Source organism: Alicyclobacillus fodiniaquatilis (assembly GCF_042678105.1).
GTDB lineage: Bacteria > Bacillota > Bacilli > Alicyclobacillales > Alicyclobacillaceae > Alicyclobacillus > Alicyclobacillus fodiniaquatilis.
Window position 1 is genome coordinate 123,868 of sequence record NZ_JBHUCX010000018.1, and the last position, 14,979, is coordinate 138,846.

The window sequence follows — 14,979 nt, forward strand, 5'->3', positions numbered from 1 at the left end:
GCGCTAAATCCAAGTAATTTCGATAAAAGTTAACCGACAAAGGCGTTTCAAATCAATCCCCATATAAACGAGCTATGTCGATTGCGTATTTTTTTATGCTTTCCCGAAGTTCAATTGGTTCAGTCACCATAACATGAGTTCCTAAGGGTAACACATATCTAAGCGCTTCTTCTTTATTTTTGAAAGACAATGTTACAGTCAACCAGCCGGGGTGAGCGAGTGATTTTTGTTGTTGCACTTGCTGCATGATCGTTTCACCAATCACTTGGGATAAATGTGGGATGTAATTCTGGGAGACTTCGAGTACAACGAGGTAACTGGTTCGGTTCAGTTCATATTGCTGGACCCAACTCTTCCAAAACGCTGCAAGCTCGAACTCCTGCGGTCTGATGAATTTATCGTTCAATATATCGAATGATTGAATTTTGGATAAGCGATAAACCGTGATTTGATCTTCTTCACCACAAACGACAGACCAAATCCCGGCTTTTGCAACGAGACCATATGGGCGTATTTTTCTTTTCAGTTGTTCACCAGTTGTTGATAAATACGTCATCATCACCTGTTTTTCTTGCCATATCGATTGTTGAGCTTCTTGAAGAAATTGTATATTTTCTTTAAATGGTGACCATTTATCCGTATCGAGATAAACTCTATTTTGAATCCACGCAACGTCGTCTTTGTTCGGAGATGGCAATGAATTAAGCAATTTCAGCAAAGCACTTTGCAAGGATTGGTCAATTCCTAACTGTTGGAATACTTGATTTGACATGTTCAAAAATAAGGCGTGAATCTCCGAGGTTGTCAAACCGTTAAGCTGAACTTGGTAATTTGATGGTAAGGAAAAGCCCCCACCTGATCCTGAATCCGCATAAATTGGAACTCCCGCCATGTTGAGTGCATCCATATCACGATAAATCGTACGTTCCGATACTTCTAGGCGGTGCGCTAGTTCTGCAGCAGTTATTTTTTCTTCTGCCTGCAAGTACATCAGGATTGTGAGAAGTCGATCTGCACGCACACAATTCACCACCAATTTTGAATCACTTTTGCGAATTGTATAGATCACTGACATAGGGTGTCAAGAATAATAAGGTATACTTTCGTCATCATGCAGGTGTGCGGAGGAAAAATAGTGGATAGCAAATTCGCTAAAGAGAAACTCAGTGCGAAAGATAACGCGGGTTTCAGATTCATCAAGGACGCACTACGGTGGTCGAATGAAACACCTATCAATTACGCGCAAGTTGGTGCTGGGCTAATTGGGATGGCAGGTTGTATTTCCCTTGGTTTTTATTTGGATAATTTGGTATTTGGGTTGTTGTCTACATTTGGTGTGATGATTACTAGTGGTACTTCGTCTGATGGAACAATCAAAAAGCAGACAACTCAACTGCTCAGTACAACGCTGGTCGGAACAGTTGCCATGGTTGTGGGGAGTATGATAGTAGGGCACGGATGGATCACGGGCGTTTTAATTGTCATGATTTCAACATTGGCGGCGTTGATGGGAGGAATCAGCAGACCTGTTGCAATAGCCTCGACCCAATTTATGTTGCTTACCATGATTGGAACAAATATGGGGGATGCAGGACTGCATCAGGGGATTTTAAAATTACCTGCTGCTTTTGCAATTGGTTCTTTAATTGGAGTCATCGTATTGCTCGCTATGGAAAGCCTATTGTGGTTAACCACTGATCATAAGAACTCATTTCAACCCACCACAATTTCTAATAGGCAGCGATTTTTGAGGTGGCGGCGCTCATTAACTCATTTTATTGGATGGCAATATGCAATTCGAGTCGGACTGTGTATGCTGGCGGCACAAGTGATTGAGATTATTTTCCACTTTGAACGTTCTTATTGGATTGGCTTAACGATAGCGATTGTCCTCCAACGTGACTTATCCGCATCACAAGGACGTATTGTTCAAAGAGGCATAGGTACAGCTGCGGGTGTGGTACTTGGAACTCTTGTGTTGCTGTGCGCTCTGCCGCAATGGAGTATTGTAGTTATTGTTGGGGTGCTGGGGGCGCTTCGTCCGATTTTTAAAAATCGGAGTTATGCGATTTACGCTATGCTGATGACCCCATTGATGTTGATGATGTTCAGCGCAGGTAGAACGGTGACAGCATCACTGTTAGAATACCGATTACTTGATACAATGATTGGTTGCATGCTTGCATATGCTCTCGGTTGCTATGTATGGAGAAAATAAACTCCTATCAGGGGAAAATCGTTTTATGACCCAATTATATCCACCTCAAACGATCTCGGCAATTTTCAGCAGGCATTATCCTCGAAACTTTGGAATACGCTGATGCAGATCAATGAAATTCCTAGTCAGGCCACGAGGCCATGGAGATGGTATGCCATGATCTTAGCCAGTCGATTTCTGCGCTTAACCCGGCCGCGAATGCAGGGGCCGGATGTGATCTCGGTGCAGCGGAGACTTATCGCATCAAAGTTTTATACAGGGTCTTGGAACGGCATCTATAACACTGCAACAGCACAGGCTGTGGTGAACTTCCAACGCACGGCAGGCATTCGTGCCGATGGCATCGTAGGACCCGTCACCTGGGTCGTTTTGGGGATTGGAGAGGTACAGTGGGGCGGCGGGTCAACACATATCGTCGTCGACACGTTAAGTAATGTACTTTATCTATACCAGAACAACCAACTGACGAACTCCTTTCCGGTAGCAACAGGAAAACCGACGACACCAACACCTTTAGGGGATTGGGTGATTGTCGAAAAGAGTCCGAATCCAGGCGGGGCGTTTGGTCCAAGGTGGATGCGACTATCCATTCCGAACGGCGGTTACGGCATACACGGAAATGACGATCCTACATCTATAGGCCAATCTGTAAGCCATGGTTGTGTAAGGATGCAAAACCAAGACGTACCGATTGTCTATGCCGCTGCGCCAATTGGTACGCTAGTTACAATTACGGGTGCTGTCGTAACGACAAGGGTACTTCACAGCAGTGTTTCTCCAGGCGAGGACATAGCCACGTTTCAGCAAATGTTGAATACGCTGGGCTTTTATGAAGGTCAGATAGATGGTGTCTACGGATTTGAAACCGAAGAAGCTGTTCGGGATTTTCAGGCCGCTCAACGTCTTACAGTTGACGGTGTCATCGGACCTCAAACGGCCCTGACAATTGAAAGTCAATATGACATTGCGCTCGGTGATGTGGATCCATGAGGCGCCTGACTCTTATGGCCTGTTTTGAACCTCAACCATCGTATATTCATAGTGTAAGACGAGGAATTTTGTTTCTAATGGAATTTAAGGCGTGAAATCATATGAATTTTATGAAAAAATGGATGCAATGCTAGTGTTCTAGACTATCATTGAGATCAGCATATTGAAAGCGCTTATATTCAAGAGAGGATGACTACGATGAGTCAACAAACAACTGACGATATTCAAGAGGCACTACGCGAACTAGGCGTTACAGAAAATACCCTAACCACGGAAGAGAAGCAGTCACTCGACGAGAATGGATTTGTCTTGCTGTACAACGTGTTGACTCAGGACGAACTCGAACAGCTTCGTGATCGATATGAAGCGTTGATGGAAAAGGAGGGACAATCGGCCGGGCTCGAAGTGCACCAGGAACAGGGAACACGGAGATTGGCCGATTTAGTAAACAAAGGCGAAATATTTGATTCGATTTACACGAATCCACGTGTATTGGCCGCTGTTTATCATGTATTAAAACGCCCTTTTAAACTGTCTTCCCTCAACGCGCGCGATGCGATTCCAGGACAGGGGCATCAGAATTTACACGTAGATTGGGGTAGGCGTGAGGCGGACGAGCCATTTCACGTGGTGAACTCCATCTGGTTGATTGACGATTTTACTCCGGATAATGGTCCGACGCGGGTTGTTCCGGGAACGCATCGAATCGGAGGAGCACCATCTGATTACATGAATCCGGCAGACGATCATCCGGAACAGGAACTTATCGTAGCCCCGGCGGGAACAGTTGGTGTCTTTAACTCACACTTGTGGCATGGTGGAACCACAAATCGAACGAATGGTACACGTAGAGCGTGCCACTCATATTACACCGCGCGTGAACATGCTCAGCAGTTGAACCAACGTGAGTATATTCGGAAGGTGACTTATGATCGAATCTCGCCGGCTGCCCGCTACATTCTTGATGTAGAGTAATCTGTATACTAAAAACGCGGGGCTGTTAGAAATCAGCCCCGCTGGCAATTGTGCGATGTGGCGCACGACTACACTTCGGCAATGCAATTTGCGTGGCTCATGAGATGTCATTGGGATGAAACTAAAACTACACAGTAGGGAAGCGTACAGTACTTTCAGTCACTGAAAATGGGTTCCCGAGAAGCGCTGCATAATCGTGTAGTACGGTCAATCATTATGATTGGAATTACCTAGGGACTGGCTGGCGACGGATACTACATCCTCATCCGCTCCTTGGCCAACAGGTGTATCACATCGGCGGGCCCTATCAAAGTTAGGGATTCCGATAGTTGGTGTGATTGTTGGGAGGGGGGGAGTCCAACGGGAGGGGCTAAAATTCAAAGGGTCGTCTACTGAGACCGTTTTTTTGATGTGGCCCCAAGTGCCAGCTCAGTATTTCGTGTAATGGCAAATTGGTGAAAAGTGAATATTTGGAAGGGCTAGAGTGCCCCGGTGCAGCGATACGCGGGTTAGTGTCCCTTTCGTTAGAGGCCTTGTTGGAAACGTAACATCAAGGCACTTTACTTGTAACAGGAAGGAAAGTGTGTTAAGATGCAATGCGTGTGAATTAAGGTTTCACACGGTTTTCGGGGGATTGTTCTAAAACTTCGGGAATGAATACACTATCGTGGGTGAGCACTACGCGGCAGCGAAGGGGCTGTGAGTTCAAATCCCACTGGTTTTCAGCGTTCATGAGGTTGAAGCTTGATGAATGTTTAAGACCTAATTGATTCGTTTGCAAACCATTACAGATAGTTGACAAAGTTTTATGGAATGTAGTATATTTGGTATCGCCTCGCGTTAAGGCTCGGTAGCTCAGTCGGTAGAGCAGAGGACTGAAAATCCTCGTGTCGGCGGTTCGATTCCGTCCCGAGCCACCAGTGAGATGTCTTGTGCGGAAGTGGCTCAGGGGTAGAGCATCGCCTTGCCAAGGCGAGGGTCGCGGGTTCGAATCCCGTCTTCCGCTCCAAAGTGGTTTACCACCTGTAGTTGGTGTCGACGCCGACTATCAGGATGGTAAATCATACGGCACCATAGCCAAGTGGTAAGGCAGAGGTCTGCAAAACCTTTACCGCCGGTTCGAATCCGGCTGGTGCCTCCAAGTGAAAACCCAGTAATGACGCGGTTTCTCGGTGCAACGAGAGCCGCGTCGATTCTTTTTTCAGCGACTTTTTCTAATCCTTTTCTAACCTTCGGAATCCGAAACAATTTTTCACCCATCCTTTCTAATCTGCTCTTTTTGTTCGCCGAAAAGATTTTCAGCATATTTGTTGACCGCCTTGACCTGTTGTTCGGGACGCGGGTGTACATAGATGTCCATCGTAATAGATGTACGGGCATGCCCGATACGCTTGCTGACCACATCTGCTGACTCCCCTTGCTCAATCAAATCAGAAGCATGGTTGTGCCGTAATCCATGCAAAACAATGTACTTAACTCCAGAACGCTCGACCCACTTTTTTCTTTCCTTGTCCACGGTGGAGTATGATGCAGGCCGACCATCGTTCCGGGAAAACACCAAGTCATGTTCTTTGTATTCATGCCCCATCAATAACCTTTCCTCTAACTGCGCCTTACGGTGATTGCGAAGTTGCTGCATCGTCACAGGATCGATGGCGACATCACGTCGGCCATTTACCGTTTTGGTGTCCTTGAATACAGGGCCAACGCCTTTTACGTATTGGAGGGTTTGTCTCACCCGAAGCACTCCCGCCGAGAGATCAACATCCTGCCATCTAAGCCCAAAAACCTCTGCTTTGCGCATTCCTGTCATCGCGGTTACGAAAAATGCCACGCCATAACGATATTTTCTGGTTTCATCAAGAAGGTGTCTCAGTTCGTCAGAACTTAGTCTTTGAAATTCCTTCTCAGTAGGCTTTGGCGGTTTAACAACATCCGACACATTGCGATGAATCATCCCCCAGTTGACTGCCTGATCCAGTGCCATGTGTATCATGTTGTGAACGTGCAGCACAGACCTTTTTGACAGTGGCTTTCCAGTTTTTGAAGTTGGGCTGACCTTGGTTAGCAGGGTTGTGTATAGTTCCTGCAAGTGTTGGGGAGCCAACTTCGCCAACTCAATGCTACCAATGTTAGGAACAACGTGGTGTTCGGTCAGCCAGCGATATTTTTTGAATGTGTTGTACTCGACACTGTTCTCTCGACCTGCCAACCAGCTTACCATGTACGAGCCTACAGTCTCCTTCGTTGGCTCGATGTACGTTCCCTCATCCATCTGATGAAGCGTCTCGCGGAGTGCCCGTTGTGCCTCGCGCTTGGTATTGTAGCTACTTGACCACTTTTGTTTTTTTTGCCCGTTGATCTTGCCAAGATAGATAACGTAGTACCACTTTTTTCCTTTTGGAGTTACTGAACCATTCATTCTTTCCTCTCTCCTATCCAATTTGTTAGAAACGATATGACATCGACGATTTCTTCGCTATCACCTCCCTGCATGTTGATAAGGATATACGAATGGAACAAAAAAGCGTCTTCCCAAATTGAAAAAAATATATGAGAACCTGTCGCAAAAAAATTTTTTGCATCAAAAATTCTTCATCTTGCTCATTTTTTGAAGTTTAATCACCGGAACTTCTACTGTCTCTAGGACAAGAAAAACATAGGGTCAAAATGACTCCATATTTATGGTTTATTTGGATACCTTTACAAGATGAAATATCGTGGCTATGATGAAATAGTCGAAGTAATCGACTTGATATGACGCTGTTCGACAAAGGGGAGAGTAGATATGCGGAAATTACTAACGGTTAAAGAGGTTAGCAAGCAATGCAGCATCGACAAGACAACTATTTATAAGTGGATTCAGGCGGGGACTATTCCATCTGTAAAAATTGGAACCTGCGTGAGAATCCCAGAGGACGCGATGATCGAAATGATTGAATCGCAGTTACAACCACAATTGTAAGAAAGTCTAGCAACTCTACGAAAACGCGCAACGTCTCCGGCAAGAGACAAGCGTGGAAAAACAAAAGAACAGGCATCCCGGCAAGGAAGCCTGTTCTTAACAACTCTACGGAAACGCGCAACACCAATCATTCATGCCCCCTCGGCAAAGGGGAATTTAGCAAGAAAGAGAGGCACTACCCTTATGTGCTATCAGAATACAACCCCGAAACATGATCTGTCAAGTTCGATCCTTTTTGAAAACATTTTCCAAGATGTGCCTCGTTCGACTGGAGGTGCGGACTGATGGAAACCTCACTTGAATTCTTCTCAAAGCACGGATTTCGACTCTTGCCTGTTAATTCTATGAAAAGTGGTATGTGTACCTGTGGTCGGCCAGATTGCTCAAACAAAGGGAAACATCCCCGCGTCACAGGATGGCCGGAACAAGCAACTGCCGACATGGTTCAACATGCAAAATGGTTAAAACAGTGGCCGGACACTAACTGGGCATTAGCGTGCGGCCAAGAGTCAGGCGTTTGGGTATTGGATGTTGACGAGAAAAACGGCGGATACGAGTCGTTGGCGCGTCTCGAATCCGAAATCGGCGAACTCCCTGCAACGGTTCGCGTCAAGACAGGCGGCGGTGGCCTACATATCTATTTCGCTTGGCCCACCGATGGCACCATCATAACAAATGCCGTCAATCTAAAAGGAGACTATCCGGGACTTGATGTTCGTGGGTATCGCGGATACGTCGTTATACCGCCCGGTAAACACAAATCTGGCAATCGTTATGATTGGGTAGACGGTTTGTCCCCTGACGATGTATCTCTGGCGCAGGCACCGCAGCCTTTGATCGAAGTGATCAAGAACGCTGGCGGTTCGCGCACCTATGCTGATAAGCCAAGAGATACAAGACCTTGGGACAGCGTTCCTGATGAAATTATATTGAAAAAAACCCCGGAACTGTGCGCACGGATTAAGTATTTCACGTCCGAAGCGGGGGCAAACGATGTCAGCTACGAAGACTGGGTGGCTCTTGCATCTTGGGCACATGCACTGACGGACGATGATTCAGTTTTTCATGAATGGTCATCCGCTTATGACGGTTACAACAAGAATGATACGGGTCGTAAATTTCGTGATACAGCGGATATGGCTCCGCGTAGCTGTCACAGAGCGCAAGCGGATCACCCGTTGGATGAGTGCCTAAAGTGTCCTCTCTTTGAAGCGGATAAAAACCCGGCGTATCACGTTCGCGTGGCATACAACCAAGAACAGGGCGGTCGAGGCCCGTGGGGAGCACCGCCACTGAACCCAGAACAACGTCACACAGCATATCAAGAGGAGCGTGAGGCAAGTATGGAGGCACTACTAAAAGGTATGAGCGAGGTTGCACCGACATCTGAGGCTGAAGCTCCGATGATCGATGTGACTGAGGACGATTACGAAGGAGAATCCAGCACCACCGAGGACGCTGGACAAGCACATGCGGAGTGGGCGGGGAGTGGGCCGAGGTTCCGGGTGTTTGACAGCATCGATCCTCATGTAGAGAAATCGCACGCTTTACAAGACAAATTGCGCGGAGGTGATGATTCGCAAAAACTGTTGCCACAAGTTGCAGAAGTGCTCAACAACATCAAGAAGCGCGATGAATTCCAGCACGGATTGGAGCGGAATTGGTTCATCGAAGCTGAAAAGGACGGTGCGGCGAAGAAGGGATATAAGGCACGGTACACAAAAAAACTCCTTGATGATGCCGTTAAATCGTTCGCCGAACATGAGGCTGCCGCAGTTTTAACAAAGATTACGACAGTCGGTGAAAATTGGCCGGACGCACCAGAAGAACATCATCATCTTCCAAATCCAACCGGATACAAATATACGGATGAAGGCGTCGAGGATGGCACTACTGGGGTAGTAGTGACCAGCCAACCAACGTATATCGCAGGTTGGCGCAAAAACATCACGACAGGCGAGATTCAGGTCGTGATCTATACACGGACGCGGGATGCCGGATGGATCAAGCTAAACATATCACCATCGCATCTTGATGAGAAACGTCAGACCTCGCCTTTACGTGATCAAGGATGCGATTTTCAAGACTCGTCTAAGTTTGGTCAATATTTGTTAGCTGGTTACAGTATGATTCGAACCCGTTTCGGTTTGGAACCAGAAGTCAGTACAAGTCGTCTTGGTTGGCATAACGTCAACGGGCAAGCGGTTTTTGCATTCCCTGATGAAACAATCGGTGATGCGAAACTGATCTTCACGAATCCATTAGGCAGTCAATTGTACGAGGACTATACGGTATCGGGCGAAGTTGAGCAAGAGTGGGAACTGCACAAGAGTACAGTCATGCTGTATCCTCGTTATGCTTGGGCATTGGGAGTCGGTGTTGCAGCCTGCTTGGTTCGCTTTTTGAAGGATAAAGGTATGCTGGACATCTACGGTGTTGCGGCTGAATATGTTTCGCTTGATACGGGGTCTGGAAAAAGTACAACAGCGGGTGCGGGATTGAGCATCTTTGGAACCCCTGCGGGCCTGCGTATGTTCGCAGCTACGCAAGTGGGTGTTGAACAACGCCTAATGATGGCGGCAGACTTGCCAACCGGGTTCACAGAAGCACAGGTTGGTCGAAAAACCAACGTGCGCGGAACAAATAATAACGCTGATCCGAGCGTAGTTATTCATATGCTTGGCGAAGGTACACCAAAAACCCGTTCAACACGTGACGGTGGTTTGCAGCACTCAGAACGCATCCACTGTACTATATTGATGGCAAACAACCACCAATTTTTACCGCGTGATGCTGAACAAGGAGAACGTCAACGAATCTTTACGGCGCAATCTCCTTTTGACCCCGATACTCACGGTAACGCTAAGGAACTGACAGAAAAAATCCTCGTTGAAACAATGGAAAACCACGGAAACGGCGGCAGACAGATGATCCGTGCGCTGCTTGCCGAAGTGGGAGGAAGTTATCAAGCGTTGCAAGCAAAGGTGATTAATGATTGGGAGGGAGATAGACAAGCCGTCGATGCGCTGGTGCCTAGTGATGTTGACGCTGACATTAGGAAGCGTTTGATGCGACGGGCAAAGTACGTCGCTGCAATCCGATTGGGTCTACGGTATCTAGTCGAATACGGTTACGGGCACCCAAAAGACGTTTCTTGCTTCTTAGACGGCGTGCGGGAACAATTTGTAGCCATCATCAAGGACGAAATTCGCCACTCGGACCGAAATGTTACATGGCAACGGGCTTTGTCGCTCATTGGTGACTGGATCACGGAAAAGAGTCGTTTTGTGTACGGGCTTGGGTTTGCAGCGGATGACCGACCAACCGACTACATCGGTAAAACTACCAAAGTAGACGGCGTTGAATGTATCGCAATCTTGCCTAAAAAACTCGATGAATTTCTGGAACAGGAGAATATGCCACCAAATGTTGTAATTGCAGCACTAGCCAAAGCGAAAATGATTATCCGTGATGAAAAGGATGATCGCGATGATCGCAATGTTCGTGCTCCTTGGGTGTCGGGGAAAGCAACTCGTCGGATGATAGTCTTCGTTGCTGACAAACTTGGTATGAACGAACTCAACGCACCAGATGAAGGCGAAGAACAGCAAATTCCAAGCTCCGAAAGCGAAGAGATGCCACAGGATATTTAGTATCCTAAAAAATGTTCCCCAAAGTTCCCGGATGTTCCCACCGTCCGGGAACATTTTTTTTGCCGGGAAATAACTCAGCCCCTAGAACGAGAGTGGGAAATACCTGAAATGTTCCCTGTTCCCTTACACCCATAGCACAAGCGTACATAAAAATGATCACTATGATGGCTTCTGATTGAAAGTCAGGAGAACAAAAATATCTCAGCAAAAAACTATATTGCATTGGGAACATAGGGAACTTGGGAACATTTATGCAATAATCCTTGTGTAGCAAGGTTTTACGGGTGCAAAAAATGTTCCCAAGATGTTCCCAAAGGTTCTCAGAACGGGAACATTGCAAGATAGGCAAGATTTCAAAGCCCCATACCCCCACTTCCACCTCGTCACCCCGCGCCTCGAATTCCGCCGCTCCTGCAACCCTGCCACGCCTCCGACGGGATTTGGTATTATTACAACGGGCAGAAATCGCCAATAAGACTTAGGATACTAAGGGTGAAGAAAATGAATAATTTTCAAGAGGTTCTATCATTGCATCGGGATAAAATGTTTGATTTAGAGCGTAGATGGGTAAACGCTCTTCAGCAATTGGATGATGAGGATGTTAATTGGCGACCTAATGATGTCAGCAATAGCATCGCAAATCTTGTTGTCCACGTTGCAGGTAATCTTCGACAACGATTTGTTTCGGGTATTGGACAGGAATCCGACATTCGAGACCGAGATGAGGAATTTAACACAAGAGAGTGGTTTTCGAAAACTGAACTTATTAACCTGTTGACCGAGCAGTTTTCCACTGTTCATCGGACATTGCAATGCCTCACACCAGATAAGTTGTTTCAGGTTTATACAATTAAGAATCAAGATAGAACCGTACTGGATGTTATTTTCGAGGTGGTTACTCATATCTCTGAGCATTTGGGGCAAGTGTTGTTTATTGCCAAGATGCGGTTAGACGATCGGTATCAGATTCAGTGGGCACCGCATCAAAGAAGATGAGTGCTATAATCCCTTGTCTAGCTCAGAAATGAATATATTGCACGCAAAAACTATTGTACTTATGGGTGCGAATCCCACAGAAACCCCTTGACCCTCACCTCCCTGCATCACCATGACGACGCGGCCCCGTGGTCGCGTTTTTTAATGCCGCCGAGCCGTCTCACACACTGAACACTTCATGCCATTAAGCCAAAAACTGCGCCGCCTTGGACTGGTTACTCTTGGTATTGTTTTGCAAACGGGATGAAGACTAAGAGAAGCCCCGGTTTTGGTAACGTCACTCGCAAATGGTCGATACGGTTCATATTGCGTTCACAAACCTCAATTATGCTCCAGATAGAGTATTCCATTCTGGATTTTTACGAAAAGGACGTATGTTGCAGATTATTTTGGTATTTATCAACCTATTCTTCGTAGGCTTGTTGGCTGGTGAAGAATTCGTAATCCGATTAGGCGTACGAGATACCCTGTTGATTTTAGATGACGTTTCTCACGTTAAACTGCGACAAGCTTTAATCCGATCGCTTCGTGTCCTAGTACCTGCGATTATGTTCCCAGCCATTATATCGGGAGTTACTCTAGCCATTGTAGATGCCACGAGTAGGGGCTGTGTATTCAGTTGGGCGGGTGCTGTTGCTTTGCTAGTATTCCTCGCCGTGACGATGTTCGGAACCGTACCTATTAACGCCGGGACACTCGAATGGAATTCGAATGTTCCACCACACAATTGGAAAGCGTTAATCAACCGTTGGGAACGACTAAATAACCTCCGTTGCCTTCTTGCTGTCCTGTCATTTGTTCTCTTCCTCGTATCTGCGGCGTTACATCTCTCATAATCGAGAATTCGGCTTCAAATGTGACTCGCTACGGGACTAATGGCGGCGAATCCTGAACAGGAAGCTCCCGTTCCGCCCTCTGCCATGCCCCTCGCTTGCGCCACGATCGAGACGACGGCGATGTGTGCTGATGCTGTGGGGCAGGGGCCATGCTATTGGTGATGCGAGGGCAATTTTGCCCGGCCCTTTGGAGCTTCGCGACTGTCATTTGCGTGCCAAAGCATCTGTGCGGCTGTCTCAACGGTTCTGCGAAGTTCGGCGACTTGTGTATGTACCTGCCGTATGGTGGAGGCGGCGCAGAGCGCATTCTGAGCGGATACAATGTGATATAAATTCCATTAATGAGCAATCGGGCAGGTTCAACATCGGTTATCGAAACAAAGAAATTTGTTCGTTTGACATGACGAAGGAAATCGTCGGATGAAGTAAAATGTATTGATGAAGAGGTGACTATGGTGAGAACAAAACTAGGCTTGTTATCAATAATTGTGTTTGTATGTTCCGTCATCGGTACATGGCACTTCGGTTACAAATACTACTGGTGGATTTACTATCCGTCTCTTGGAAAGACCATGGGGGGACCTGAGTACACGACTGGTCAGCAACATTTATGGACTTATGGATTATGGATTTCTGTGATTTTGGGCGTCGTGTCGTTGATTAACATCATCAAGCTTTTTGTAGATGGACGAAGAAATCTGAAACGATGAGTTTTGCACGAAAGGGCGCGAATTCCTCACAAGTCCCATCCCTCGCCCCCTGCGTCGCCACACAACGCGGCCCCGTGGTCGCGTTTTTCATAACCAGCGTTTGCGCGGAAGCACGGTGGCGACGGACTGTGAGGCTAGTTCGGCAAGGAGGGAACACTGGATCGGGCTGGTGTGGTCACTTTGGCCGCTTTGCAGAGTATCGTAAGGTCGGGAAACGGTACTTCTCTGCCCGCATACTCAAGTATTGAGTATGCCTTATGTGTGGGTTCCATAAGTTTAGGATTTGCGGACACACATCGCATTAGAGGTACGTAGAGTATGGATGCCGAACTGTACATACATTTAATGTAATGGCGTTTAGGAGTGCACTTATGAATATTAATAAACGATACGTAATTGAGTTGTTCAATCAAATGCTGGCACAAAGCACAGTTATCACCGATATGAAAGAAAGAGAACCCGGAAGGGTTTTCATACACGAAGGGTTTTACACCACTTTGACTGGACACACTTTAGATATATTTAACGAATGCGTTGATGAAATCCTCAAAGATAAGATACTTGTGACGTCGGTGTCACGTACTTTCGTTGAGAAGTTGATCATCGCATGCGCCAAAGAGTGTATCGAACAACAAATTACAGACGCGAACGACATAATGAGAACGCATCTAGCTATATTTGATGCTCCACCTGCTGACTATGAGTTTCGTATTGCGATTGATAATCTTACACTGCATGGCCTTTCCTTGATCCTCGGCGATGTTAGAATATCGACATTTGACACTTCGACATTTCATCATTGGGTAGACAAATATGCCCAATATAAGCATTTCACAGATATTGCTTCACATGCCGGGCAACTAGAAAACAAGCCCGTAGCTTGCGTCCAAGTTTCTGCCTTTGATAAAGACCAAGCCCAGAACATTGCAAAACAGCGAATAGAAGACGCTTTGGACATTCTAAGATGGGCCGGACGAACTGCATATTCTCTTGATTCACGTGCTTGGATTGGACTAAGCGGACGAATTTTCCGTCAACACTCTTTACCCGCCCTTCTGGAGAGTGACAAGGACGGTCTAACGATGCCTCGTAACTCTGAAGGAGCTCAGCTGAATTTCGGTATCATAGGAGACATTGCGGAACGCTTTCATCGAATGGGAGTACATAGGATAGGCAGAATCTTAGTAAAACCACTCAAAGTGCGAACGGATTTAGAAAAGAGATTGATGACTGCATTGAGGTTTCATGGGAAATCGGTGCAAGAAACTGATCCGATAGACGCATTTTTGAATGCAACTACGGTGTTAGAATGCCTTTTAATCAAAGACAATAACGAACCCATAATTATAAACTTAGCTGACCGCACCGCATTCCTACTTGGGGAACAACGTGAGCAAAGATTGCAAGTTCGTAATGACGTGAAGCGTTTATATTCAACTCGGTCAGCGATAACCCATCATGGGAGTGTAGATGGAGTAATCGCTGACCTCTCTACAATTCAGGACATTGCATATTATCTGATATACAGGTTTGTTGGTCTAACTGACAAGTTCGATGATCTTGAATCTCTGGTCAAGTGGTTAGACGAATTGAAATTTTCATAGGACTCGTTTAAATTTGTTCTAGCCGCTAGTTG

General features: G+C 46.5%; 12 protein-coding genes and 3 tRNA genes. 13 read left to right on the forward strand and 2 right to left on the reverse strand.

Going from position 1 to position 14,979, the window contains the following annotated elements; all coding sequences use genetic code 11:
* Positions 1–52: 52 nt before the first annotated feature.
* On the reverse strand, positions 53–1,021 hold the full coding sequence (locus ACFSB2_RS06090) for a helix-turn-helix transcriptional regulator (protein ID WP_377942144.1): 969 nt from the start codon (positions 1,019–1,021) through the stop codon (positions 53–55).
* A gap of 114 nt (positions 1,022–1,135) precedes the next feature.
* Here ACFSB2_RS06090 and ACFSB2_RS06095 point away from each other — a divergent pair, with 114 nt between their 5' ends.
* From ACFSB2_RS06095 to ACFSB2_RS06120, 6 genes are all read left to right on the forward strand, one after another.
* Entirely contained in the window at positions 1,136–2,218 is a 1,083-nt protein-coding gene (locus ACFSB2_RS06095; RefSeq protein ID WP_377942145.1) for an FUSC family protein, read from the forward strand.
* A 156-nt stretch (positions 2,219–2,374) separates the two neighbouring features.
* The gene (locus ACFSB2_RS06100) at positions 2,375–3,208 is read left to right on the forward strand and encodes a L,D-transpeptidase family protein (RefSeq protein WP_377942146.1); all 834 of its coding nucleotides are present in this window, start codon (positions 2,375–2,377) and stop codon (positions 3,206–3,208) included.
* Between the two features lie 198 nt (positions 3,209–3,406).
* Complete coding sequence (locus ACFSB2_RS06105; RefSeq protein ID WP_377942147.1) at positions 3,407–4,183, forward strand: phytanoyl-CoA dioxygenase family protein; 777 nt, start codon at positions 3,407–3,409, stop codon at positions 4,181–4,183.
* An 844-nt stretch (positions 4,184–5,027) separates the two neighbouring features.
* Positions 5,028–5,103 (forward strand) — tRNA-Phe (locus tag ACFSB2_RS06110).
* A gap of 14 nt (positions 5,104–5,117) precedes the next feature.
* Positions 5,118–5,192: transfer RNA gene (locus ACFSB2_RS06115), tRNA-Gly, on the forward strand.
* A 58-nt stretch (positions 5,193–5,250) separates the two neighbouring features.
* A tRNA-Cys gene (locus ACFSB2_RS06120) sits at positions 5,251–5,324 on the forward strand.
* 111 nt (positions 5,325–5,435) lie between these two features.
* Here the strand turns inward: ACFSB2_RS06120 and ACFSB2_RS06125 are convergent.
* The gene (locus ACFSB2_RS06125) at positions 5,436–6,605 is read right to left on the reverse strand and encodes a tyrosine-type recombinase/integrase (protein WP_377942148.1); all 1,170 of its coding nucleotides are present in this window, start codon (positions 6,603–6,605) and stop codon (positions 5,436–5,438) included.
* 366 nt (positions 6,606–6,971) lie between these two features.
* Between ACFSB2_RS06125 and ACFSB2_RS06130 the strand changes: the two genes are divergently transcribed.
* The 7 genes from ACFSB2_RS06130 (at position 6,972) to ACFSB2_RS06160 (ending at position 14,947) form a co-directional block, all read left to right on the forward strand.
* Entirely contained in the window at positions 6,972–7,148 is a 177-nt protein-coding gene (locus tag ACFSB2_RS06130) for a helix-turn-helix domain-containing protein (RefSeq protein WP_377942149.1), read from the forward strand.
* 284 nt (positions 7,149–7,432) lie between these two features.
* A complete protein-coding gene (locus ACFSB2_RS06135) occupies positions 7,433–10,801 on the forward strand; it encodes a bifunctional DNA primase/polymerase (RefSeq protein WP_377942150.1) in 3,369 nt (1,122 codons plus the stop codon).
* 501 nt (positions 10,802–11,302) lie between these two features.
* Positions 11,303–11,797, forward strand: coding sequence for a DUF1572 family protein (locus ACFSB2_RS06140; protein ID WP_377942190.1), 495 nt, complete (start codon positions 11,303–11,305; stop codon positions 11,795–11,797).
* A gap of 374 nt (positions 11,798–12,171) precedes the next feature.
* A complete protein-coding gene (locus tag ACFSB2_RS26800; protein ID WP_465252488.1) occupies positions 12,172–12,633 on the forward strand; it encodes an anthrone oxygenase family protein in 462 nt (153 codons plus the stop codon).
* 149 nt (positions 12,634–12,782) lie between these two features.
* Entirely contained in the window at positions 12,783–12,965 is a 183-nt protein-coding gene (locus tag ACFSB2_RS06150) for a hypothetical protein (protein ID WP_377942151.1), read from the forward strand.
* 123 nt (positions 12,966–13,088) lie between these two features.
* Complete coding sequence (locus ACFSB2_RS06155) at positions 13,089–13,343, forward strand: hypothetical protein (protein ID WP_377942152.1); 255 nt, start codon at positions 13,089–13,091, stop codon at positions 13,341–13,343.
* Between the two features lie 371 nt (positions 13,344–13,714).
* Entirely contained in the window at positions 13,715–14,947 is a 1,233-nt protein-coding gene (locus ACFSB2_RS06160; protein WP_377942153.1) for a hypothetical protein, read from the forward strand.
* Positions 14,948–14,979 lie beyond the last annotated feature (32 nt).